At 60.8% G+C, this 23,606-nt stretch carries 19 protein-coding genes and 5 tRNA genes; 3 read left to right on the top strand and 21 right to left on the bottom strand.

All coding sequences use genetic code 11. From position 1 onward, the window contains the following. Positions 1-9 precede the first annotated feature (9 nt). The 16 genes from rplK to disA all read right to left on the bottom strand — a co-directional run bounded on the left by rplK (position 10) and on the right by disA (position 10,060). Positions 10-438 carry a 50S ribosomal protein L11 gene (rplK, locus tag AB5767_RS05835; RefSeq protein ID WP_022093893.1) on the bottom strand — a complete coding sequence of 143 codons (429 nt, stop codon included), beginning with the start codon at positions 436-438 and terminating at the stop codon, positions 10-12. A gap of 120 nt (positions 439-558) precedes the next feature. Next, positions 559-1,095 (bottom strand): transcription termination/antitermination protein NusG, encoded by a 537-nt coding sequence (nusG, locus tag AB5767_RS05830; RefSeq protein WP_368132121.1) that lies wholly within the window; start codon positions 1,093-1,095, stop codon positions 559-561. 3 nt (positions 1,096-1,098) lie between these two features. Beyond that, on the bottom strand, positions 1,099-1,437 hold the full coding sequence (gene secE, locus AB5767_RS05825) for a preprotein translocase subunit SecE (protein WP_035137537.1): 339 nt from the start codon (positions 1,435-1,437) through the stop codon (positions 1,099-1,101). A gap of 76 nt (positions 1,438-1,513) precedes the next feature. Further along, a tRNA-Trp gene (locus AB5767_RS05820) sits at positions 1,514-1,589 on the bottom strand. 13 nt (positions 1,590-1,602) lie between these two features. Continuing rightward, positions 1,603-1,752 (bottom strand): 50S ribosomal protein L33, encoded by a 150-nt coding sequence (gene rpmG, locus AB5767_RS05815; protein WP_022093895.1) that lies wholly within the window; start codon positions 1,750-1,752, stop codon positions 1,603-1,605. 279 nt (positions 1,753-2,031) lie between these two features. Next, positions 2,032-3,222, bottom strand: coding sequence for an elongation factor Tu (tuf, locus tag AB5767_RS05810; protein ID WP_035137538.1), 1,191 nt, complete (start codon positions 3,220-3,222; stop codon positions 2,032-2,034). A 96-nt stretch (positions 3,223-3,318) separates the two neighbouring features. After that, positions 3,319-3,395: transfer RNA gene (locus AB5767_RS05805), tRNA-Met, on the bottom strand. 3 nt (positions 3,396-3,398) lie between these two features. Next, a tRNA-Thr gene (locus AB5767_RS05800) sits at positions 3,399-3,474 on the bottom strand. Between the two features lie 10 nt (positions 3,475-3,484). After that, a tRNA-Tyr gene (locus AB5767_RS05795) sits at positions 3,485-3,566 on the bottom strand. 733 nt (positions 3,567-4,299) lie between these two features. Next, a tRNA-Thr gene (locus tag AB5767_RS05790) sits at positions 4,300-4,374 on the bottom strand. A 224-nt stretch (positions 4,375-4,598) separates the two neighbouring features. Beyond that, the gene (locus tag AB5767_RS05785; RefSeq protein ID WP_006234978.1) at positions 4,599-5,276 is read right to left on the bottom strand and encodes an NYN domain-containing protein; all 678 of its coding nucleotides are present in this window, start codon (positions 5,274-5,276) and stop codon (positions 4,599-4,601) included. Positions 5,277-5,279: 3 nt separating this feature from the next. Next, the gene (gene rlmB, locus AB5767_RS05780; RefSeq protein WP_368132120.1) at positions 5,280-6,194 is read right to left on the bottom strand and encodes a 23S rRNA (guanosine(2251)-2'-O)-methyltransferase RlmB; all 915 of its coding nucleotides are present in this window, start codon (positions 6,192-6,194) and stop codon (positions 5,280-5,282) included. Positions 6,195-6,337: 143 nt separating this feature from the next. Next, on the bottom strand, positions 6,338-7,804 hold the full coding sequence (gene cysS, locus AB5767_RS05775; RefSeq protein ID WP_368132119.1) for a cysteine--tRNA ligase: 1,467 nt from the start codon (positions 7,802-7,804) through the stop codon (positions 6,338-6,340). Between the two features lie 3 nt (positions 7,805-7,807). Beyond that, positions 7,808-8,302 carry a 2-C-methyl-D-erythritol 2,4-cyclodiphosphate synthase gene (gene ispF / locus AB5767_RS05770; protein WP_138374749.1) on the bottom strand — a complete coding sequence of 165 codons (495 nt, stop codon included), beginning with the start codon at positions 8,300-8,302 and terminating at the stop codon, positions 7,808-7,810. After that, the gene (gene ispD, locus AB5767_RS05765) at positions 8,292-9,020 is read right to left on the bottom strand and encodes a 2-C-methyl-D-erythritol 4-phosphate cytidylyltransferase (RefSeq protein WP_138374748.1); all 729 of its coding nucleotides are present in this window, start codon (positions 9,018-9,020) and stop codon (positions 8,292-8,294) included. The genes ispF and ispD overlap by 11 nt, the downstream gene beginning before the upstream one ends. Beyond that, on the bottom strand, positions 9,020-10,060 hold the full coding sequence (gene disA, locus AB5767_RS05760) for a DNA integrity scanning diadenylate cyclase DisA (RefSeq protein WP_369796797.1): 1,041 nt from the start codon (positions 10,058-10,060) through the stop codon (positions 9,020-9,022). Before disA ends, ispD begins: the two co-directional genes overlap by 1 nt. 373 nt (positions 10,061-10,433) lie before the next feature. Between disA and AB5767_RS05755 the strand changes: the two genes are divergently transcribed. The 3 genes from AB5767_RS05755 to AB5767_RS05745 all read left to right on the top strand — a co-directional run bounded on the left by AB5767_RS05755 (position 10,434) and on the right by AB5767_RS05745 (position 12,908). Continuing rightward, complete coding sequence (locus AB5767_RS05755; RefSeq protein ID WP_368132455.1) at positions 10,434-11,012, top strand: manganese efflux pump MntP; 579 nt, start codon at positions 10,434-10,436, stop codon at positions 11,010-11,012. A gap of 120 nt (positions 11,013-11,132) precedes the next feature. Further along, positions 11,133-11,600 carry a helix-turn-helix domain-containing protein gene (locus AB5767_RS05750; RefSeq protein ID WP_368132454.1) on the top strand — a complete coding sequence of 156 codons (468 nt, stop codon included), beginning with the start codon at positions 11,133-11,135 and terminating at the stop codon, positions 11,598-11,600. Positions 11,601-11,603: 3 nt separating this feature from the next. Beyond that, positions 11,604-12,908, top strand: a complete 1,305-nt coding sequence (locus AB5767_RS05745; RefSeq protein WP_368132453.1) for a type II toxin-antitoxin system HipA family toxin — start codon at positions 11,604-11,606, stop codon at positions 12,906-12,908. A gap of 127 nt (positions 12,909-13,035) precedes the next feature. Here AB5767_RS05745 and AB5767_RS05740 read toward each other — a convergent pair whose 3' ends face one another. The 5 genes from AB5767_RS05740 to AB5767_RS05720 form a co-directional block, all read right to left on the bottom strand. Continuing rightward, complete coding sequence (locus tag AB5767_RS05740; RefSeq protein ID WP_195232412.1) at positions 13,036-14,493, bottom strand: aminoacyl-histidine dipeptidase; 1,458 nt, start codon at positions 14,491-14,493, stop codon at positions 13,036-13,038. A 214-nt stretch (positions 14,494-14,707) separates the two neighbouring features. Further along, positions 14,708-17,350 (bottom strand): ATP-dependent Clp protease ATP-binding subunit, encoded by a 2,643-nt coding sequence (locus AB5767_RS05735; protein ID WP_368132452.1) that lies wholly within the window; start codon positions 17,348-17,350, stop codon positions 14,708-14,710. A gap of 192 nt (positions 17,351-17,542) precedes the next feature. Next, positions 17,543-18,232, bottom strand: a complete 690-nt coding sequence (locus AB5767_RS05730) for a TetR/AcrR family transcriptional regulator (RefSeq protein WP_368132451.1) — start codon at positions 18,230-18,232, stop codon at positions 17,543-17,545. Then, the gene (locus AB5767_RS05725; protein WP_368132450.1) at positions 18,216-22,655 is read right to left on the bottom strand and encodes an acyl-CoA dehydratase activase; all 4,440 of its coding nucleotides are present in this window, start codon (positions 22,653-22,655) and stop codon (positions 18,216-18,218) included. Before AB5767_RS05725 ends, AB5767_RS05730 begins: the two co-directional genes overlap by 17 nt. Before the next feature lie 281 nt (positions 22,656-22,936). Then, complete coding sequence (locus AB5767_RS05720) at positions 22,937-23,485, bottom strand: DUF2798 domain-containing protein (RefSeq protein WP_022094319.1); 549 nt, start codon at positions 23,483-23,485, stop codon at positions 22,937-22,939. Between the last annotated feature and the right edge of the window lie 121 nt (positions 23,486-23,606).

The following is a 23,606-nucleotide window of genomic DNA, read 5'->3' as shown; positions in this document are numbered from 1 at the left end:
AAGAAATCGCTACTCAGCGATGGTGACGCCCATGGAACGGGCGGTACCGGCGATGATCTTCTTGGCGGCGTCAATGTCGTTGGCATTGAGGTCCGGCATCTTGATCTCGGCGATCTTGGTGAGCTGCTCCTGGGAGAGCTGACCAACCTTGTCAGCCTGGGGCTTAGCGGAACCAGACTTGAGGTTCAGCTCCTTCTTGATAAGGTGAGCCGCCGGCGGGGTCTTGGTGATGAAGGAGAAGGACTTGTCCTCGTAGACAGAGATCTCAACGGGGATGATGTCACCCTTCTTGTCCTGCGTCTCGGCGTTAAAGGCCTGGCAGAACTGCATGATGTTCACGCCAGCAGCGCCCAGGGCGGGGCCGACGGGAGGAGCGGGGTTTGCTGCACCAGCAGGAATCTGGAGCTTAATGACGTTGGCAACCTTCTTCTCAGCCATGGTCATTCCTTTCGAATCACGAGTGTGAAGTACTTGCTATATCGTAAGCACGCACGTGTTAGAAGCACTCCTGAGATGAGCAGTCACAGAAGAAGCACGCTCGCGCGAACGGACGAAAACTTAAGCGATGACAGCGACCTGGTTAAAGTCGAGCTCGACCGGCGTCTCGCGGCCAAAGATCATCAGCGTGACCTTGAGCTTGCCAGTCTCGGTGTTAACCTCGGAGACCTTGCCATCAAAGTCGGTAAGCGGGCCATCGGTGACGCGGACGGACGTACCGACCTCAATATCAACCGAGGTGCGCTTGGGCGAATCGCCCTTACCGGGACGACGAGTCATCTTGTTGTACTCGTCGCGGGAAAGCGGAGCGGGCTTGCCGTTGCCGCCTAGGAAACCGGTGACGCCAGGCGTGTTACGAACACACGTCCAAGCATCGTCATCCATCTCCATGCGGACCAGGACATAACCCGGGAAGATCTTGGAATCCTTGGTCTCACGCTTGCCACCCTCTTTAATCTCGGTGACGCGCTCCATAGGAATCTCGATATCAAAGATACGGTCCTGCATGCCCATAGTCTCGATGCGATGCTCGAGATCGGACTTAACGCGGTTCTCGTATCCAGAGTAAGTGTGAACGACGTACCAACGCTTAGACATGGTTTAGCCCCTCAATCCAGAGAACAGAGCAAGAGCCTCGCCAAAGCCAGCATCGAGCAGAGCGATGACGACGCCGACGACGATCAGAGAAGCGCAAACAACAACCGAGTAGTTCACGAGCTCCTTCTTATCGGGCCACGTGACACGCTTCATCTCGGACTTGACCGAAGCGAAATACTTCTTGGTGCGGGCGAAGAAACCAGGCTTCTCGTTCTTCTTGGACTTCGCAGCCTTCTCGTTCTTCTTGGCAACGGCCTTCTTGGCCTCAACCTTGGAGTTGGCGGCAGCTTTGTTGGCAGGTGCCGGCTGCTGAGCCTTCTTCTTGTTCTTCTTGTTGGCCATTTGGGTTACCTCCGCGCAATGCGCTTATACATGAGTAAACCGTAAGCCCCCAAGTGGGAGCTTACGGAATAATGACTGGCACGCCAGGAAGGACTCGAACCCTCAACACTCGGTTTTGGAGACCGATGCTCTACCAATTGAACTACTGGCGTATGTGACTAGAGACTAGCGAGTCTCTTTGTGCAGCGTGTGGTGACGGCACCAAGGGCAATACTTCTTGATCTCCATACGATCAGGCATGGTCGACTTGTTCTTGGTGGTCGTATAGTTGCGGCGCTTGCACTCAGTGCACGCAAGAGTAACTAGAGTACGCATGTATCCTGAACCTTTCATTTCCGCCCCGTACGGGCACGAGTTGTTACTTTATCAGCTCCACGTAAGTGCTGTCAATGAAAACCTCGAGTCAATTGGTTCTCGGTGGATCCATTCATATTTGGAACACATCAATGAAGCCATCGAGAGCTAATCGACGGTGCATCCAGGACCATTATCGATCCTCTCGACACCAGCAACGGCTCAATATCCATTGCAGAAAAGAACCCGGCACCCATATAAGTGCCGGGTTCTCTAAGTCAGCTATATCAAAGAGCTAATTTACTCAATGATCGTGGAGACGATGCCCGAACCGACGGTGTGGCCACCCTCGCGGATAGCGAAGCGCAGGCCCTCCTCCATGGCGATCGGGTGGATGAGGTCGCCCTCGATGGTGATGTGGTCACCAGGCATAGCCATCTCGGTGCCCTCGGGGAGCTTGACCGTACCGGTAACGTCGGTGGTACGGAAGTAGAACTGAGGACGATAACCATCGAAGAACGGGGTGTGACGGCCGCCCTCCTCCTTGGTCAGAACGTAGATCTCGCCAGTGAACTTGGTGTGCGGGGTAACCGAACCGGGCTTGCAGAGAACCTGGCCGCGCTCGATGTCCTCACGCTTGATGCCGCGGAGCAGCAGACCGACGTTGTCGCCAGCCTCGCAGAAGTCCATGGACTTACGGAACATCTCGATACCGGTAACGACGGTGTTCTGGGTATCCTTGATGCCGACGATCTCGACGGGCTCGTTGAGCTTGAGCTCACCGCGCTCGACACGGCCAGTAGCAACGGTACCACGGCCGGAGATGGTCATAACGTCCTCAACGGCCATCAGGAACGGGAGGTCGTTGTTACGAGCAGGCGTCGGGATGTACTCGTCGACGGCCTTCATGAGCTCGCGAATGGCGTCCATCCACTTGGCGTCGCCCTCGAGAGCGCCCAGAGCGGAACCACGGATGACGGGGATGTCGTCGCCGGGGAAATCGTACTCGGAGAGGAGCTCACGGGTCTCCATCTCGACGAGGTCGATGAGCTCGTCATCGTCGACCATGTCGCACTTGTTCAGGAAGACGACGATGTAGGGAACGCCGACCTGACGGGCGAGCAGGATGTGCTCGCGGGTCTGAGCCATGGGGCCGTCGGTAGCAGCGATGACCAGGATAGCGCCGTCCATCTGAGCAGCGCCGGAGATCATGTTCTTGACGTAGTCAGCGTGGCCCGGGCAGTCAACGTGAGCGTAGTGACGGGCAGCGGTCTCGTACTCAACGTGGGAGACGGAAATCGTAATGCCGCGCTCGCGCTCCTCGGGAGCCTTGTCGATGTTCTCGAACGCAGTAAAGTCAGCCTTGCAGCCCTCGGTCTCGGAGAGAACCTTGGTGATGGCAGCGGTCAGCGTGGTCTTGCCGTGGTCGACGTGACCAATGGTGCCGATGTTAACATGCGGCTTAGTGCGCTCAAACTTCTCTTTGGCCATAAAGCCCTCCTCTTAACAGGTCGTCCCCGGACGGGACTTTGCCTTTATACCATAGTGGCCTCTCAACATACTATTGAGAAGCCACCGTGTTACCTATGGTAGCGGTGACTGGATTCGAACCAGTGACGCCACGGGTATGAACCGTGTGCTCTAACCAACTGAGCTACACCGCCGGATGGAGCCTGCAACCAGACTTGAACTGGTGACCTCTTCGTTACCAACGAAGTGCTCTACCGACTGAGCTATACAGGCACTTGACGGGTGGGAGCTATAGGATTCGAACCTATGTAGGCAGAGCCAACGGGTTTACAGCCCGTCCCCATTAACCACTCGGGCAAACTCCCAATCGTTCAAGTATCCGCAGGTTCTTTGGTCTTTTGGACCGCCGCCCCCGCGAACGAAAAAGATAATACGATGCAACCTTGTGGGCTGTCAACGAAAACCTCTAGATACACGGCCCCGGGCGTATCTATACAGCCGTGACCTGCGGTTTTATTGAGTTTGGATATGAAGGACGGTGGTTTTGGATACTGAGGTGACGTTTCCCGAGGTAACACTTTGCTGTAGTGGAGTACACCTTTAGTATCGAACTTCGATACCAGCTTATTTGCACCTATATATAGGTCGAGATCGGGGCTTCCCAGATAGAAGATTGCTCTTCCCAGGCAAAATCGAGCGTGGATTTTCTTCCGTTTGAAATCGAGCGTGGATAATCTTCCACTTTGCCGTGCCATCGAATCCAAAGTGGCAGATTATCCACGCTCATTCACTAAGCGGAAGATTTTCCACCCTCGTGCGTCCGAATATCCTCGCTCGACCAGGATGACTGGGACCGGTCCGACCTTTGTCTCGATCTGTAACATTTAGAGAGCACTTTCTCCCCTATCTTTTACAGGTCGAGATATTACGCAGAGACCTCCGCTTACGTCTCATTCTGTAACAGTAAGAACGGTTTTCAGCTTCTTCGTGTTACAAATCGAGACAAACCGGAAGCTTGGTTGGCGCCAAACACGCTGACTTATCGACATAAATAGAAACGGGCCCTGTCCCACAAGGGAACAGAACCCGAAACTCTCATGGAGCCAGTGACAGGAATCGAACCTGCAACCCACTGATTACAAATCAGTTGCGCTACCGTTGCGCCACACTGGCACACTTGGCGCTTTCGCGCGAAGCCTGTTAAGAATAAAGGAATTGCGGACGAGGCGCAACAGACCCTTTGACCGACCACATCTCAAAACCCTTCGTCAGAGCGAATAGTTTTATCTGTTCGCCAGAACCAAAAACTATTCGTTTTGGCGAGGCCGACCTGCAACCCACTGATTACAAACCAGTTGGTTGGTCAATCGAGAAAGTAGCCCCCATTGAAGGTCTACCTACCTTCCGCGCAGGGCCTTGAGCTTGGCCAGGGCATCGGGGCTCAGGCGGCTGCCCAGAGTCATCTTGATCTGCGGAGCTTCCTCTGCCTCGTGAACGTCGTTATCGATCTGTTTGATCTCGTCCACCAGCATACGACTCGAGATGCGCGTGACGCCCTTGCCCATGACGACGGCCTGGATCGTGCCGTCGCTCGATACCACGGAGCACGCGCGACCTTCCTCACGTGCCTCGATGCAGAGCTTCTGCACCACGGTATCGGCCGAAACACCCGTCGGCGAAAACTCAATGCGCACGCCGCGGGCCGGTAGGTTGGGGCGCTCGCTGGAGATATTGCCCGCACCGTCAAACACGATTACGGCCTCGTAACGGCCCTGGGCAAAGGCGGCGACGTCGTTGATGAGGGCGGTGCGCGCCATATCGTGAACGTCGCTGGAATACGGATCGTCGGAATGGTCGTACACGAGCTTTTCGTAGCGCGGCGTGCAGTGGATCACGTTGTAGCCGTCGACCACCAGCAGCTCGGGCTTGTTGGAGTGCACCGTCGAGACCGGGTCGGCGATGGCCTGCGCAAACGCATTGCCGCCCACGCCATAGGTCGCGGCCGAAACAATCGGCTTGGCCGAGCCCTCGCCAAAGCGCTTGGCCTTGGACTTGGCACGGTTCTTTTTGGACATGCGCTACTCCTCCCCCATGAGCTCGCCAGCGTTGCGGCGCAGCCACTCAAAGCACAGCGCCGTGGTCGCCTGGGCAACATTGAGGCTCTCGGTCATGCCGCGCTGGGGAAGCTTGGTCAAAAAGTCGCATTTCTCGAGCACCAGGCGCGAGATGCCGTCGCCCTCGGAGCCCATGACGAGCGCCACGCGGCCCTCGAAGGGAGCATCCCAGCAACTACCTTCGGCGTGCTCGGAGGCACCGCCCACCCAAAAGCCAGCGGCCTTAAGACCATCGAGCGCACGGGCGATGTTGGGCACCTGTGCGATAGGCAGATGCATGACGGCGCCGGCTGAAGTCTTGTAGCTGCCCACGGTCACGCCGGCGGCACGCTTGTTGGCGATGATGACGCCGGCCGCGCCCACAACCTCGGCGGAGCGCACGATGGCGCCAAAGTTGCCGTCGTCGGTCACATGGTCGAGCACGACGACGAGCGCCGGTCCGTCACCCGCGCGGTCGAGAATGTCGGCGACATCGGCGTAAGGGAAGTTGCCAACCTCGAGCGCAACGCCCTGGTGAGCGCCGTGGCTCGATAGCGCATCGAGTTGTGCGCGTGGCACGTACTTAATGCGGACACCCGCGGCGTTGAGGTCATCGACCAGGCGCGACAAGGCGGCATCGCGCTCCCCGCCCTCGGCAATGAGCGCGCACTTGATGGGAAAACCAGTGCGCAGCGCCTCGGCGGCAGCACGGCGACCTTCGATAAACTCGCCCTTGGGAACCTGGACGTTATCGCGGCTACGCTCGCGCTGCGGACGAGCAGCCTGTGAGCGCTCGCGCTGGCCCTTGGGAGCGGCAGCGCGGTCGTTGCGGCGAATCGGACGCGAGCCAGAAGCAGCCTGCTTGCCGCCACGAGGCGCACGCTTGCGATTGTCGGCCATAAAGCGACCTCCTTAAATAGATAACGAACAAGAATCGACCGTCCGAGCCACGGCACCTTGCCTTTCAATCGTCGGGCATGACCACCAGGTCTATGCCCTCCTCTTTCAAGGCAATCTGCCGCACCTCGAACGGTCGACAAATACTAGAGACTCTTAATACGAGTACCCGCGGCAGTATCTTCAATCGTCAGGCCCAAGTCCTTGAGCTGATCGCGGATGGCGTCTGCCAGATCCCAGTTCTTGGCGGCACGGGCCTCGGCACGAGCCTCGAGAATCTTGGCAGCGGCCTCGTCCACGTCGTCGCCCGTGTAGGCAACCAGACCGGCGGCAACGCCCAGCAGACCCAGCGGCAGCTCGACCTTGGGCTCGGGGAGCTCAACGCCAAGCGTATCGAGCAGCTCGGCCAGCGTGTCGGCGGCGGCAAGCGCGGCAGCCTTGTCGGCAGCGTCGCCCGCCTGCTCCAAATACTGGTTGCACTCGGTCACAAAGCCAAAGACGGCACCCATGGCACCAGCGGTGTTAAAGTCGTCGTCCATGCACTCCTTAAAGGTGGCACGAGTCTCGGCGGCCTTGGCGGCAAACGCCTCGGATGCTGCCTCATCGGCATCGGTCGTCGCATGGTTCGCGGCCCAGCGCAGATTCTCGACCGTACCGGCGATACGCGTGAGCGAGTTCTCGGCACCCTCCAGGCGCTCCCAAGAAAAGTCGAGCGGCGAGCGATAGCTCGTCTGCAGCATCAGCAGACGCAGGGCGGCAGCGGAGTGCTGCTCGAGGACCTCGGCCAGCGTAAAGAAGTTGCCGAGAGACTTGGACATCTTCTCGCCGTCTACCAGCAGCATGCCCGTGTGCATCCAGGTGTTGGAGAAGCCCTGGTGCCAGGCGCAGGTGGCCTGGGCGCACTCGTTCTCGTGATGCGGGAAGGCAAGGTCGGAGCCGCCGCCGTGGATGTCGATCGGAGTGCCCAGGTAGCGATGCACCATGGCGGCGCACTCGGTGTGCCAACCGGGACGGCCCTCGCCCCAGGGACTCGGCCAGCTGGGCTCGCCGGGCTTGGCGGCCTTCCACAGGGCAAAGTCGAGCGGATCGTTCTTGTCCTCGTTCTCCTCGATGCGCGCGCCAACCATAAGGTCGTCGATGTTGCGGCCCGAGACCTGACCATAGTTGGGATCGCTGCGCACGGCAAAGTACACATCGCCGTTATCGGCGGCGTAAGCGTGGCCCTGCTCGATAAGCGTCTTGATCATGGCGATCATGGGGCCGATCTCCTTGGTGGCGCGGGGGCGCACATCGGGATCGAGCACGTTGGCGGCGCGCATAACGCCGATGAACTTGTCGGAGAACTCCGTCGCGACCTCGGCGGCCGTACGGCCCTGCTCGTTGGCGCGCTTGATGATCTTGTCGTCGACATCGGTGAGGTTCTGGGCGAACGTGACCTCGTAGCCGCTCGCGATGAGCCAGCGGCGAATCACGTCAAAGCTGATGAACGTGCGGGCATTGCCGATGTGGATGTTGTCGTAGACCGTGGGGCCGCACACGTACATGCGGACCTTGCCGGACTCGATGGGCTGGAGCTCTTCCTTTTTATGGGTAGCGCTGTTGTAGATACGCATTCGTTACTCCTTAACGGTTTTCTGTAGCAGGCAGACGGCCCAGGCGCCGATTCCCTCGCCCTGGCCTTCCCAACCGAGCCTTTCGGTCGTAGTGGCGGCGACGCCCACGTTTTCGACATCGACGCCCAGGGCATGGGCGAGGTTGGCGCGCATGGCATCGCGGTGCGGGGTGATCTTGGGTTGCTGACAGGCAATGGTGCAATCGGCATCGACAAACTCAAAGCCCAGCTCGCGCGCATAGTCCATCACGCGGGCAAGCAGCACCATCGAATCGGCACCCTCGTAGGCGGGATCGGTGTCGGGGAATAGCTTGCCGATGTCTCCCCCGCGGCAGGCGCCCAGAATGGCGTCGGCCAAGGCGTGCGCGAGCACATCGGCATCCGAGTGGCCCAGCAGGCCGCGCTCGTAGGGAATGTCGACACCGCCGATGATACATCGACGCCCCTCCACCAGACGGTGGACGTCGTAGCCATGGCCAATGCGCAGGTTACTGAACATGGGGAAGGTCCTCTCCCTCGGCCATGCGGCCAAGCAGAATCGCGGTTACGGGACGCAAGTCCTCGGGCACCGTCACCTTAAGGTTATCGCGCGGGCTCTGGACGCAGCGGACGCGCCCACCCATGCGCTCGACCAGCGACGAATCATCGGTGCCGATAAAGCCCTCGGCAATGGCTGCAGCGTGGGCGCGCTTCATAGCATCGACGCTAAAGATCTGCGGCGTCTGCGCGGCCCAATAGAGCTCACGCGGCGGCGTCTCGACGATATTATCGCCGTCGACGATCTTGAGCGTGTCGATCGCGGGCTGACCGCACACGACACCGTCGAGCGAGCGGTCACCCATGAGCACGTCGATAGCGTGGTCGATGGCCTCGGTCGTAATGAGCGGACGAGCGCCATCGTGGATGGCGACATATTCGAAACCCGCCGGAACCGCATGCACGCCGGCACGAGTGGAATCCTGACGGGTATCGCCGGCATCGGCAAAGCTGATGGGCGTGTCATAGTCAAACGGGTCGATGGCCAGGCGGCGCATCTCGGCACGGCGCTCGGCAGGACACACCACCACGATGTGGCCGACCTTGTCGCTACGATCGAACGCGCGGATGGACCAGCTCATGAGCGGACGGCCCGCCACGTTAACGAGCTGCTTGCCGCCGGGATTTCCAAAGCGCTGGCCGCTGCCGCCGGCAACGACCACAGCGCATACGGGCGCCATTATGCGTTCCCCTGTTTGGTGCCCTTCATGCGGTACAGCGAGTCCGCAAGAATGGCAGGGTTGTTGACGCCAAAGTCGCCCAAGCGCTCCGGATCCTCGCTGATGTCGTCCATGAGCTCCTGCAGCGAGCCATACTCGTCGACGATCTTCTCGGCCACGCCGTCGCGCACGACGGACACGCGCGAAAGCGTGCGCAGGCCCAGCGGCGTCATGACGGAGTCCTCGTCCAGGTCGTCATAGCCCAGAACTGCCGCCACGTGCTGCGGGTCAGACAGGTCCTTAGGCGTCATGCGACTCAGCTCGGCGCGAATCTTCTCGGCGTTGGCCTCAGAGGAATCGCTTGCGTAGTCGCGGATCATCAAGTCGTATTCGGTATCCATGCTGGAGCCCGCGAGCTGCTCAAGCTGCATCTGCACGAGCTTGCCCTGGTTACCCAGCTTGACGATGCAATCCTTAAGCTCGGTCTTTGCCTGTTGCATGATCTCGAAACTCGAGAAAATGCCGGTGATGTCGGCGAGCGTGACGTAGTCGTCGAGCTCGAGGGCCGTCAGGCGCAGCAGGGAGCGATCGAGCGACTGACGGGTAGTCTGGAGCGTGGCGACGAGCTGGTTGACCGAGCTCATGATGGTGGTGACGGGCTGGATCTCGTAGCTCTTGCCGTGGACGTACACGTTGACGACGGCGCGACGAGCCGAAACCGAGATCACGATGGCATCGGTGAGCACCGACATGCGAGCGGCAGTACGGTGACGCATGCCCGTCTCACTCGTGGCGAGCGAGGGATCGGGATTGAGGTGGAAGTTGGCGCGCAGGATCTGGGTGAGGTCGCCATCGATAACGATGGCGCCGTCCATCTTGGAAAGCTCGAACAGGCGGTTCGAGGTAAACGAAATGTTGAGCGGGAAGCCGTCGTTACCGGCAGCAAGCACGTTTTCGGTGTCGCCGACGCAGATAAGGGCACCCAGGTGACCGGCAATGATCATGTCGAGGGCGGTGCGGATCGGCTGGCCAGGTGCCGTCAGGCGAATGGCCTGTTCCATACGCTTTTGCAGCTCGTTCTTATCCAAGGCATCGCTCCCATCGTATACGCTCCATAAACGTCAATAAGTTTCTCACGGTTTGCCCCTGTGACGCCCGCAAAATCCGATGCTTACAGAATGAGCGAACACAGCTGAGAGCCCCAATCCAAATGAGCTGCTTATGTGGTAGCATCGGGATTCGCATAAATGAGGGAGTAGTCGCGTGGCCGGTTTCGCCTCCGGTGGCGCGGCAAGTCAACATACTGGCCGATGCGGCCTGGCTTGCCTTAATGAACGAGACTCGTGGTTGTGCGCGCAACGCGTACGCCACGGGTCTTTTTGTTACTCCCCCAAAAGGTACACGCGGGCCCGCCCGCAGAGAGGGAGCCAGACTATGGGACTCGCAGAGCTCGTGTTGCTCGCCGTTGGCCTTTCGATGGACGCCTTTGCCGTTTCCATCTGCAAGGGCCTTGGCATGAAGAAGATCAACCTTAAAGTTGCCGTGGTGCTCGGCCTGTTCTTTGGCGGCTTTCAGGCCGGCATGCCCGTAATCGGATGGGCGCTCGGCAGTCAATTCATGGGCATCATCGGACCCATCGACCATTGGATCGCCTTTATCCTGCTCGCCTTTATCGGCGGCAAAATGTTGTGGGAGGCCTTTACCGAAGACGAGGATGAAGGCGACGGCAAGGATGCCGAAAAGATTGACCTGGGCGAGTACCTGATCCTCGCCATCGCCACCTCGATTGACGCCCTGGCCGTGGGTATCTCGTTCGCCGCGCTTTCCGTCGACATCGTTCCCGCCGTGTCGCTCATAGGCATCACGACCTTCATCTTCTCCGTTGCCGGCGTGGCGATTGGCCGCATCTTTGGCGCGCGCTACGAAAAGCCCGCCACCATCGTGGGCGGCGTTGTGCTCATCCTCATCGGCCTCAAGATTTTGCTGGAGCACCTAGGGATTTTAGTGCTGTAAAACACCCTTCAAAACTAAACGTCCGTATAAGGCCTCATGCAGAGTTTTGCATGAGGCCTTTTCATGCAGACTTTTGCATGTCATACTAGGATGCAAAAGCCTGCACGTTAGGAGATAGCCGTGGATATCCTTCCCATCACCACACCACGCCAAGCTGGCATCTACGTGCGCCAGGCACGCGAGACTCAGGGTCTCACCCGTGCCACCCTCGCCAAAAAGGCCGGTGTTTCGGAGCGCCTGCTTGCATCGCTCGAGCTAGGAGACGCCACCGGCATTCGACTCGACAAGCTGCTGGCGATTTTCGACGCTCTTGAACTGGCGCTCGCAGCACAAGGGGATATAAGCGAAACGAAAAATGAGCACCCAGTCGACGCCCCGCATGCTGATCAACCTTGCAGCACCTCCAGACGCCATCACGCTCAACGTCTTCATCATCGCAACCGTCGCAGCACAACCATTCCGGCTCTTGCAGATACCCCCCTTACGTCCGAGCTCTACGACAGGGCCTTCGCCGATTTCGCCATGTCCAATCTCGGAGTCTCGATTGCCGCAAACGCATCTAGCAAAACCAAGCCCGAAGGGAAATAGCCAATGGCCAGAACATCACTTCGGACCATTATTTGCGGCGTGCCTGCTGGAACGCTCACGCAAGATGAGAACGGTCTTATCAGCTTTACCTACGATCATGACTATGACGGGCCAGCCCTATCGACCAACATACCCGTATCGAATCGCGCATACGGACAACAGGTCATGAATCCGTACCTGTTTGGCCTTCTACCCGACAGCGAGGACCAACGAAAAGCGATTGCCGCGGAATTCGACGTTAGGCCCAACAATCCCATCGCACTACTCAGCCGTATCGGACTCGACTGTCCGGGCGGCGTGCAATTTTGTGCCGAAGAAGATATCGACGCCGTCCTGCATCGCCCCGGCGAATACCGCCCTATAGACGACCACGAAATTGCTCTTCGTCTCAAGTCGATCAGAGATGACCGCAATGCATCGTGGATGGGCCTAGATGAAAGTTGGTCACTTGGAGGCAATCAGGGCAAGTTCGCTCTCGCACTCATGGACGGTCGCTGGTGCGAATGCATGGGGTCCTCGCCCACGACGCATATTTTCAAAAATGGCGTTATCGGTTTTAAACTCGAGGCTCTCAATGAGTTTGTCTGCATGAAAAGCGCCCAGCGCGCCGGCATCGCAACGGCAAACGTCGAATATCGTATGTTTGAGGACGAACCTGCCCTCATTGTTGAGCGCTATGACCGCGTGAAAGTCAAAGACGGAACGATCAGGCGCCTACATCAAGAAGACCTCTGTCAGGCACTTGGGGTGATGCCCGCCCAAAAGTACACGGCAGACGGCGGCCCGACCACACGCGACATTCAAGAGCTCCTCGTAAATACGAGCCACCATCAACTTAACCTGTATCTGTTTACGCAGATACTGTTCTTCAACGCCATTATCGGCGCACCGGATGCGCATGCGAAAAACTATTCCCTGCTCCTTGGAAACGACGGCGCAGCCATGATGGCTCGAATGTACGATGTCGCATCGGGGCTGGCATACGAGCGCATGCGCCGCCGGGCGCGCCTTGCCATGAGCGTTGGCGGCGAAAATCGTGTGGGGCGCATCGGTCCAGGTGCTATCCGCCGATACCACGGTATGGGAGACCCCGCGCTGGAGGCGATGCTCACCGATGCCGGGCTATCCGAGAAGTTTTGCTTTGCGACCATGATGGACCTCGCCTACGAGGTGCCCGTTTGCATGGAAGAGGTCATGGACGAATACGCCGACCTGCCCGGCATGGCGGACCTGCGCGAGCATATGCTCGGCCCCGTCCGCGAAAACTGCCAGCGCACCCTCGACCTCATCAGGGCAGAAATGGACTAGGTGGCCGTAATTTCGCAATTATCAAACAAAAGAGAGGGGGCACCCGTCGCAAAAGCTCGGATGCCCCCTCTCATAATGTCATTTGCAATCCGCTAGCACGTGGCTCGGACTGCTGCTAGCGCAACCTTTACGCAGCGAGGCGCTTGAGGACGTCGATGAGCAGCTCGTAGAAGCGCTCGGCAGAAGCGAGCTCCATGCTCTCGTCCGGGGTATGGACATCGGAGAGCGTCGGGCCCACGGCGATGGCGTCCAGGCCGTGCAGAGCCTCGGCAAACAGGCCGCACTCAAGGCCGGCGTGAATGGACTCGATGCGCAGCTCGGAGCCAAAGAGCTCTCGATAGCTCTCGACAAAGACTTCGCGGACCGGCGAATGCTCGGCATAGCTCCAGCCGGGATACTCAAACTCAAACTTGGCGTCGAAGCCCAGGACATCGGCCAGCGTCTGCAGACGGTCCTTGAACTCGTTCTGCAGCGAGGTGATCGAAGAGCGCGGGGACAGCATAATCTTGACCTCGTCATCGGAGGTGGCGACCACGCCGATGTTGGAGGAAACCTCGACGGAGCCGTCGGTGGCGACGTTGCGGCGAATCACGCCGTTAGGGGCAAGGCGCAGGGCGCGGATGAGGGCAAGCGCGGACTTCTGGTCCATGGCCTCAACCTCGGCGTCGTCGGCAATCTCGACGGTGCAAGTAAAGCCGGGGTCGAAGACCTCGAGCTCGGCAGTGACGTCGGCGATGATGCCCTTTGCGATCTGGGCCGCGGCCTCGGCGGCAGCGTGGTCGGCGTAGACCAGAACAGCCTTGCACTCACGGTTGATGGCGTTGTCCTTGGTGCCGCCGTTAAAGCTAACGATGGCGGGCTCGCCGGCAACCATCAGGCGGTCGATGATGCGGGCCATGATGAGGTTGCCGTTGCCGCGCTCCAGGTTGATATCGCTGCCGGAGTGGCCGCCCAGCAGGCCGGAGATGTCGAGCGTGAGGGTGCTACCGGTCTTGTGCTCGCGCGCGATCGGGCAGGTGTAGGTAACGACGACGCCGCCGGCACAGCTGACGGTGGCAACGCCCTCTTCCTCGGAGTCAAGGTTGATCATGGTGCGGGCGCTAATCTGGGACTTGTCGAGCGTCTCGGCGCCGACCAGGCCAGTCTCCTCGTCGGTGGTGAACACGCACTCGAGGGCCGGATGGGTAATCGAATCGTCGTTGAGCACGGTAAGCATAAGCGCGACGGCAATACCGTTGTCGGCGCCCAGAGTGGTGCCGTTAGCGGTGAGGACGCCGTCCTTGACGACCAGGTCGATACCATCGGTCGTAAAGTCGTGCTCAACGGAGCCCAACTTGTCGCACACCATATCGATGTGGCCCTGCAGCATCACGGTCGGGGCATTCTCGGCACCGGCAGATGCGGGCTTGCGAATGATGACGTTGTAGACCTCGTCCTGGTACACATCGAGACCGCGCTCCTTGGCAAACGCAACCAGGAAATCGCTGATGCCCTTCTCGTTGCCAGACCCACGGGGGATCGCGCTGACCTCCTCAAAGAAATGGAACAGCTGGGCGGGCTCGTAGCCGGTAATCTTGTAGTCCATGGTGCCTCCTTGGCGCAACTGGTTAGACAGTAAGACATGCGACTTGTATATTCCCAGACTTTGCGTGCATAAACCAGTCGAAAACGCCGAGCGCCCTCGCATCATCGGCTAACGGTGGACCGTATAGCGTAACGGTCACAACTTCCGCAGCTCTACAAATCGAGGCGCCCTTTCCGGAGCGCCTCGATTGCGCGTATCAAATTGTCGCCACGCCCTACAGCGCGCCGGAACCGGCTTGCATCATGCCGCCGGGGCCCGAGGTCACGCCGCCGCTCACGGGCGCGGCGTTGCCGGTGTGCGGTACCGCCGGGGCGGTATCGCCACCAAGCGTGCCCGCCGGACGCGGTGCCGGGATCTCGCCCGTGCCGCGGCTAAAGACAAACTTGCCATCGGCCACGTCGCACAGGACGGTATCGCCCTCGCCCCACTCGCCAGCCAGCAGTTCCTCGGACAGCGGATCCTCGATGAGCTTTTGGATGGCACGACGCAGCGGACGCGCGCCGTTGGTGAGGTCGGTACCCTCCGCCACAATCTTGTCGTAGGCCGCATCGGTAAGCTTGATGTTCATGCCGTTTGCGATCAGGCGCTGGCGCAGATCGTCCACCAGCAGGTGCGCAATCTTGGTCAGGTTCTCGCCCGAGAGCTTCTGGAACACCACGATGTCGTCGATACGGTTGAGCAGCTCGGGGCGGAACAGGCGCTTGAGCTCGCCCATCGCGCGGCCGCGGATCTCACTCGAGGTGAGGCCCTGCTCGCCGGTGGTGCCAAAGCCAACGCTCGCATCCTGCGCGATCTCGCGGGCGCCCACGTTTGACGTCATGATGATCACCGTATTGCGGAAGTCGACCGTCTTGCCCTGGCTATCGGTCAGACGGCCCTCCTCCAACACCTGCAGCAGGATATTGAAGATGTCGGGGTGCGCCTTCTCGATCTCGTCGAACAGCACGACCGAGTACGGGTGACGGCGAACAGCCTTGGTGAGCTGGCCGCCCTCGTCGTGGCCCACATAGCCCGGGGGGCTACCGATGAGCTTGGAGACTTCGAACTCACTGCCAAACTCCGACATATCGAAGCTGATGAGCGCGTCCTTGCTGCCAAAGAGATACTCGGCGAGCGTCTTGGCGAGCTCGGTTTTGCCCGTGCCGGTGGGGCCCAGGAAGATAAAGCTGCCGCCGGGGCGACGCGGGTCCTTGAGCGGCGAGCGGCTGCGGCGCACGGCCTTGGCAACGGCCTCGACGGCCTCGTCCTGACCGATGATGCGCGTCTTGAGCACGCTTTCGGCCTGCAGCAGGCGGCGGCTCTCGCTCTCGGTGAGCGAGGACACCGGCACGCCCGAGGTCACGGACACGATGTCGGCAATCTGGGAGACATCGATGGTGAGCGGGCTGGCGTCGAGCTCGGCCGTCCAGGCAGCCTTGGCCTCGGCGAGCTCAATCTCGGCAGCCTTTTGCTGCTCGGTGATCTCGGCGGCCTTGTTCATGTCGTCGCTCTCGGTGGCCTCCTGCGCGGCGGCCTTAAGCTCCTCCACGCGATGCTCGGCCTCGCGCACCGGCTCGGGCGCGCGGTTGGCGGCGATGCGGGCGCGGGCGCCGGCCTCGTCAATGAGGTCGATGGCCTTATCGGGCAGGAAGCGATCCTGGATGTAGCGGTCGGAGAGGTTCGCGGCGGCCTCGATAGCACCCTGCGTATAGCGCACATGGTGGTGCTCCTCGTAGCGCGGCTTGAGCGCGGTCAGGATCTTGACCGTGTCCTCGACGCTCGGCTCCTCGACATCGATGGTCTGGAAGCGACGCTCGAAGGCCGGGTCCTTGGTGAGGTACTTGCGGAATTCCTCGGCCGTGGTGGCGCCGATAATCTGGAAGGCACCGCGCGCGAGCACGGGCTTGAGCATGGAGCTCGCGTCGATGGAGCCCTCGGCAGAGCCGGCACCGATGATGGTGTGCATCTCGTCAATAAACAGGATGACGTCGTCAGCTTCGGTGGCCTCCTGGATCACGTTCTTGAGGCGCTCCTCAAACTCACCGCGATACTTGGCGCCCGCAACGAGGCCCGGCAGGTCGAGTGTCCAGATATTCTGGTTCATAAGGTTCTCGGGCACGTTGCCGGCGGCGATCTGCTGGGCCAGGCCCTCGACGATGGCCGTCTTGCCCACGCCGGGGTCACCCAAGATAAGCGGGTTGTTCTTGGTGCGGCGCGAAAGGATCTCCATCATGCGCTGGACTTCCTTTTCGCGACCAATTACAGGGTCGAGCTCGCCGTCGCGCGCCTTCTGCGTGAGGTTAGTCGCAAACTGCTTGAGCGTGTCGGTGCCGCTCCCCTTTTGCTGAGAGCCATCCGAGCCGCTAAAGAACGGCAGACCCGCACCGGGACGGCCGGCGCCGGCACCGGCGAGCGGACGTTTCTTGTCCTGGTCCTTGGCGGTGAGTTTCTCGATAGCCTTTTTGATGGAGGCGGACGACACACCCAGGCGCATGAGGATGTCCATGGCCATGCCGTTACCCTCTTCGACGATGCCAATCAGCAAGTGCTCGGTCGACACGTAGGTCTGGTTGTTCTCACGTGCCACGCGGAAGGAGCGCTCCATCACGCTAATGACGAGCGGCGTAAAGGCAAGCTTGGCAGCCTCGGTCTCCTCGCTGGGCTCGGGAACCGTGGTCTGGACCTCCTTGAGGGTGTCCATGATGTCGTCGTAGGAGATATCAAGCGAGCGCAGCGCCTCGGCAGCGATGCCCTCGTCCTCCTTGGCGAGTGCGAGCAGCAGGTGCTCGGTGCCCACCTTATTTGAGTGCAGATCGAGCGCCTCCTGTTTGGCCATCGACATGACCTTGCGCGCTCGATCGGTAAATCTATCTAACATGCTCGTTTCCTTACATGAGTTCATCGAAATCAAAACGCCCGCCCGTCGGCGGCGCTTTTGTCTCTTTACCCACAGGTTGTCTATGTTAACAGCTGGAGGAATATCTATAAACCCGGCTCACATGAATGCAGGTTATGACCGCATCGCGGGACTCACCGCGCGATGCGCGACAGGCGCCCCGCAAGAGAAACCCTAGGCGTCTTTCACCACGTCGGGACTCGTCGCACGCGATGCGCGATAGGCATCGGCCTCCTTGGAGACGCGTTCGAGCAGCTCGGATGTATCGACGCCCTCGACTTGCGCGACCGTTTCAACCGTCTGCATGGCGACCGCCCTCAGGTACGCGCACGCGCTGTCCCCCAGCTGCTCGAGGTCTATCTCCTCGCCGCCCTCCCGGGCAAAGCCGACCGCCATCACAAAGCCCATGATGCCCGAGACCAGAAAGCCCACCGCAAAGCTCGAATCTGCCTTGAGCTCTTCTCCGTCGGGGTGGACGATCTCTCTCACGCGGTCGATGATGATCGTATGGATGCCCTGCACGACCCGCTCGGCGGCACCCGCCCTCATGGTGATGACGATGCGCCGCAGCAGGCAGCGGACGTCGCGCCGGTCGAACGCCGAAAGGTCGCCCTCGCTCGAAAAATGCCAGAGGGCATCGGTGATAAGCTCGTTATCCTGCAGCAGCTGGGTCATGGCGATGGCGACGAGTTCATCGAAATCGTGAAAATAGTAGTAAAACGTTCCGCGATTGCACTGGGCGGCGCGGGTCACCTCGCCAACCGACAGCTCGAAGATACTGTTGTTCTCGATGAGCTCCCAAAACGCCTCGATGATACGGGTGCGCGCATCGGGCGCATCGGCGTCCTTACGCGGTCTCGCCATGCGCCTCACCGCACCCCTGCGCCCTGGCGTTCATGATGAGCATCTGAAGACGGTTCTCCACGTTGGCGAAGCTCACGTCGGGATCGTAGTCGAGCGGCAGGAACTGCGCCGTGGGATACTGCTCCTTGAGCGCATGGATGAGCCCGCGCCCCACGACATGGTTGGGCAGACACCCGAACGGCTGCAGGATCACGAAGTTGCGGCAGCCGCGCTTGGCGTGCTCGAGGATCTCCGCCGGAATCAGCACGCCCTCGCCCGCATCGAACGTATGGTGCAGGATCTTATCGCTCGCGCGCACGAGCTCGGGCATGCGCGTCGGCGGCTCGTAGAGCGGGCTCGCCGCGCCCAGGCGGTCGCAACGGTCGTGCGCAAGCTCGAACAGGTTGTCCGCCGTGGCGTACCAGGCCTTTTCGGGCAGCGACAGGTCGACGTGGAACTCGCGCGACTGCGCATGCTTGTAGAAATAGGTCTTGCGGATCACGTCGGTCATGCGCGCCTCGATGACCTCGAGCCCGTTGTCCTCGAGGTAGCGCTCGATCTCGTGGTTGGCGCCGAGATGGAAATTGAGCAGGTACTCGCCCACGATGAGAACGGTCGGATGCGGGTTCGAGCGGTCGTACGGAACGGCGTCCATGATCGCAAGCGCGCGTTTGAAGCCCGTCGCCTGGCCTCTCAGCCCGGAGCGCTCCATGCCCTCGATAACCTCATCGAGCGCGCGGTCGAACGCAGCGTCCGCCGCGCCCTTCTCGAGCTCGTAGGGACGGATGCGCCTAAGCATGGCCTCGAGGGCATCGATCATGGGAAGACCGTAGGCGATCTGGATGCTCGGGCCAAGGCCGAGCTTGAAGCCCGGATGCGCATTGTGGGCATCGACGTCGTCGTTGGTGAGCACCGGGACATAGTCGTATCCCGCGTCGTCGAGCGCGCGGCGCAGCAGGGGCATGTAGTGCGTCAGGCGGCAGTCGCCGATATACTTGCCAGTCACCACGGCGACGTCGTGCGGGTCGTACTTACCGCTCTTGAGTGCCGCGAGCGCCTCGCCGATCACGATTTGCGCGGGGAAGCAGATGTCGTTGTGCACATAGCGTTTGCCCAGGCGGATGGCATCCTCGCGCCCGATATCAAGGGCCTCGGCGCGCACGCCCTGATTGCGCATCGCCGCGGTCATGAGCCTGCAGAACGCATGGGAGGTGTTGGGGACCAGCGCGATCTTGTCGTGCCGGTCGCGCTTGGTGTACTTGACCTTATACGGGTCGTCGAGCGGATGGACCGCGTGCACCCGGGCGCCCTCGGCACGCTCCTCCGCGCGACGACGGTTGACCGACTCGATAAACGAACGCACGCGAATGCCCATGGGACCGGCGACGTCGCTCTCATCGAGCTTGATCATCATCGGAACCTTGGAGCCCATCTCGCCCATCATGCGCGCGATCTCGTCGGTGAGATACGCATCGTGGCCGCAGCCGAAGCTGCCCATCTGCACGAGCTCGAGCTCGGGCGTCGATGCGACGATGACCGCGCACGACAGCATGCGCGCATGGTAGTTGTTCACGATGTCGATGCGGCTGTTGGAAAGATCGACGTTGCAGACCCCCGGCACCGCATCGGGCGTCAGCACGGGGATGCCGCGCTCAGAGAAGAGCTTGGGCAGCCCGTGGTTGACCAGCGGGTCGTTGTGGTACGGGCGCGAAGCGATCACCACCGCGTAGCCGCCGTCCTCGTGCACGTTCTCGAGCACCTGCCTGCCGCGCAGCTGCAGCTGGTTCTCAAACGTCTCCTGCGCGCGGTCCGCCTGCTCGGTCGCCTTGGCAACCAGGTCGGCATCGATATCGAAGGTCTCCTTGCACCACGCCTTGAGCTGGCGGTTTCGGTCGCCCTCGTCGTACCAGTGGAACAGCGGCGTATCGAACGGAACGCCGAAACGCTCCTCCGGGTTATCGGAATTGCGCATCACGTAGGGGTATCCCTTTACGACGGCGCACATCCACTCGCTGGTAGAGGCGGTGTTTTCGGTGGGCACCGTCGTGATGATGGGCATGAAGATGCGGTCGACGCCGGCGTCGACGAGATTGCGGATGTGCCCGTGGACGAGCTTGGCCGGGAAGCACACGGTGTCGGATGTGACGTGCGCCAGACCGCGCTCGTACATCGCCTTGGTGCTGCGTCCCGAGACGCGCACCTTAAAGCCGAGCGTGCTGAAGAACGTCGACCAGAACGGCATGGTGTCCCAGAACTCGAGCACACGGGGAATGCCGATCGTGACATCGCGCCCCCCGCTGACGGGAACCGTGGGGTACGACTCGAACAGCAGCTTCTCGCGGTCGACAAAGAGATTGGGGGCAGCCGCGGTCCGGTCGCGCCCCGTGCCGGGTGCCTGTGCCTCGCAAGCACCCTGCGGACGCAGCTCCTCCGCCGCGGGAACCTCGCGCACGAGCTCATCCCATGAGATGGCGCCGCCGCGCGGGCAGCGATTGCCCGTGACGTAAAGCGAGCCGTCGCCAAATGCCACGACCGCGCGCTGGCAGCGGTTGTTGCACCGACGGCAGGTAACGCCGCCGAACTCGCGATGCTCGAAGCGCTCCACGGCATCGAGCCCGATAAACGACGTGCCGGCGTCGCCCTTGCGGCATTCCTCGCGCGCGAGCAGGGCGATACCGATAGCGCCCATCAGCCCCGGGTGGGGCGCACGCGTGACGGGTTTGCCCAGATACTGCTCGAATGCGCGCAGCACCGCGTCGTTTCGGAACGTGCCGCCCTGGACGACGACTTTGTCGCCCAGACGGTTGAGATTTGAAACGCGAATGACCTTGGTGAACACGTTCTCGATAATCGAACGGCAGAGACCGGCCATGATGTCGCCCGGACCCTTACCGCGCCGCTGCTCGGAAACGACGCTGCTGTTCATGAACACCGTGCAGCGGCTGCCGAGAACGGCGGGGGCTTTGGACGAAAATGCCTCGGTCGCGATATCCTCAACGGCTATTCCGAGGTTTTTGGCAAAACCCTCGAGGAACGAGCCGCAGCCCGCAGAGCACGCCTCGTTGACGACGATATCGGTCAGCACGCCGTGGTTGAGCCAGATGGCCTTCATATCCTGTCCGCCGATGTCGAGCACGAAGGTCGCATCGGGAACGCATGCGCACGCGGCACGGGCGTGCGCGACCGTCTCGACCGTATGGTAGTCGGCGTGGAACGCGCGCGCGAAAAGCTCCTCGCCGTATCCCGTGGTGCCCACGGCATCGATCGCAAGCGTGACTCCCGCTGTCTCCCAGCGGTTCTTCAAGCTGACAAGACCCTGTTGGGCGACGTCGAGCGGTCTGCCGTTATTAGACGCGTAGAACGAATCGACAAGCTCACCCGCCTCATCGACCAGGGCGAACTTGGTCGTCGTGCTCCCCGAATCGATACCGAGCGCCACACGCACCGTCTCTCCGGGCGCATACGCATCCGGACCCTTTGCCGGCGTCTCTTTGCCATGGCGTGCCGTAAAATCCGCCTGCTCGGCAGGTGTGGCAAAAAAGGGCTGGGCAAGACGTCCCTCCCCGCTTGCGGGCGCGACCGTCTCGAGCTTATCCAGCCGGACAAAAGCGTCGGGAAGGTCGATCGGTTGGGACGATGCGAACATGTCGGTCAGCGACAGGGCGGCACCGCGCGCGACCATGATCTGCGGATCGCGCGGGACGATAACCTGATCGTCCGATAGATTCAGTTGCTCCCGGAACACGCGGACCAGTGTGGGGTTGTAGGCGAGCGTACCGCCCTCGAAGATTACCGGCGGCTCGATGTCGATACCCTGGGCCAGACCGCCGATCGTTTGGCGGGCGACCGCGTGAAGCGCCGAAAGCGCCAGGTCGGTGGTAGGAATGCCCTCGTTGAGCAGCGGCTGGATATCGGTCTTTGCGTACACGCCGCAGCGGCCCGAGACCTCGTGGACGGTCGTTCCCCGGCTTGCGAGCTGCTCGAACTCGCCCGATTCGGTGCCGACCCCCATGAGCTTTGCCATCTCGTCGATAAATGCACCGGTACCGCCTGCGCACGAGCCGTTCATGCGCATGTCGGCAACCTCGATGTCTCCCTTATCGTTGGTGCGGAAGAAGATCATCTTGGCGTCTTGGCCGCCCAGCTCGATGGCGCAGCGCGTCTGCGGATAGAACCTGCTGATCGCGAGCGCGTTGGCGACCACCTCCTGAGCGTACGAGGCGCCCAGCGCGGTCGCGATATCGCGCGCACCCGAGCCGGTCACCGCAACGCGCAGTGACTCATGGGGAAAGCGCTCGGCGAGCTCGCCGAGCATGGCGCGCACGCTCGCTGTCTGACACGCCCCGTGGCGGCGATATCCCCACCACGCCTCGGTCATATCCTCGTGCATCGCGTAAACTTTGGTCGTCGTCGACCCTACGTCCAGTCCTACTAGCAACGCCATAATGCTCCGTCTCTCGCATTTTTCCCGCTAGAGATATACCACTCTACGTAATACAACAGACTGTTGTATTTAAACTCCGTATAAAAAGCGGCTGCCGAAACGCTTCAGCAGCCGCCGAATGCACCAACAGATTGTTCTGCGCGCTAGCACGTCGGGCAACGGAGCAGCACGGGCCCTCCGGTCATGCGCACCGCTCACGCCCGCGATGTCGCCGAGAGAGCTATCCACGCTTAGGGCTCCAACCAAGCAAGTCGCCCGCGCTCAGCAGATCCCTAAGCGAGCTACTCGCACTCAGGAGCCATAGCCTGCTCCAAGAGCTCGGCATGCTCCTCCTCGAAAACCGTCCCCACAGGGAAGGCGCGACGGAAGACGAAGCGGGAAATCGGACCGGCTACCAAAAGGTTCCACGGCAGCGCCATCACAAAATTATGCGGGATGTTGATCATCCAGATCGCGGGCACGGAATACAGGTTCGCAAGGATGCCGCCGGGCATGTGCGTCAGACCCTCACAGGCACCGTACAGCGACATGATGATGACCATGGGAACGACCATGCAGGAGCTGACGGCGAGCGTCATGGCAAGTGGCGAGCTCTTGCCCGGCGTGACCAAGTACTTAAAGGCGAAACCCTTGGCGAGCGGGCTGGCGACGAACCAGTCGCAGCACATGGCAAAAATGTAGGCAACGGGGAAGCCGAGCCACGCAGTGGCAACGACCTCGCCGTTGATGGCCCCGTGCTGCAGGGCAACGTTGTAGATGCTCATCCAGAGCACCATGCAAAAGCACATGATAAAGGTGAACAGCAGGCTCTCTCGTTTGTTGATAGGCATAAAGGGCAGATTCCTCTCTGTGTTGTACCGCGGCGCCACGCAACAATCAGAACCACCCTTAAAAAGGGTGGTTTGCTCTTAGGGTATAACCCACGGGCCCCGGGCTCGCGTCTAAAGGCGC

The sequence above is a fragment of the Collinsella aerofaciens genome (assembly GCF_040926265.1).
Classification (GTDB): Bacteria; Actinomycetota; Coriobacteriia; order Coriobacteriales; family Coriobacteriaceae; genus Collinsella; species Collinsella aerofaciens_BB.
Note: the sequence above shows the minus strand (reverse complement) of the source record. Positions and strands in the feature narration are given on the sequence as shown.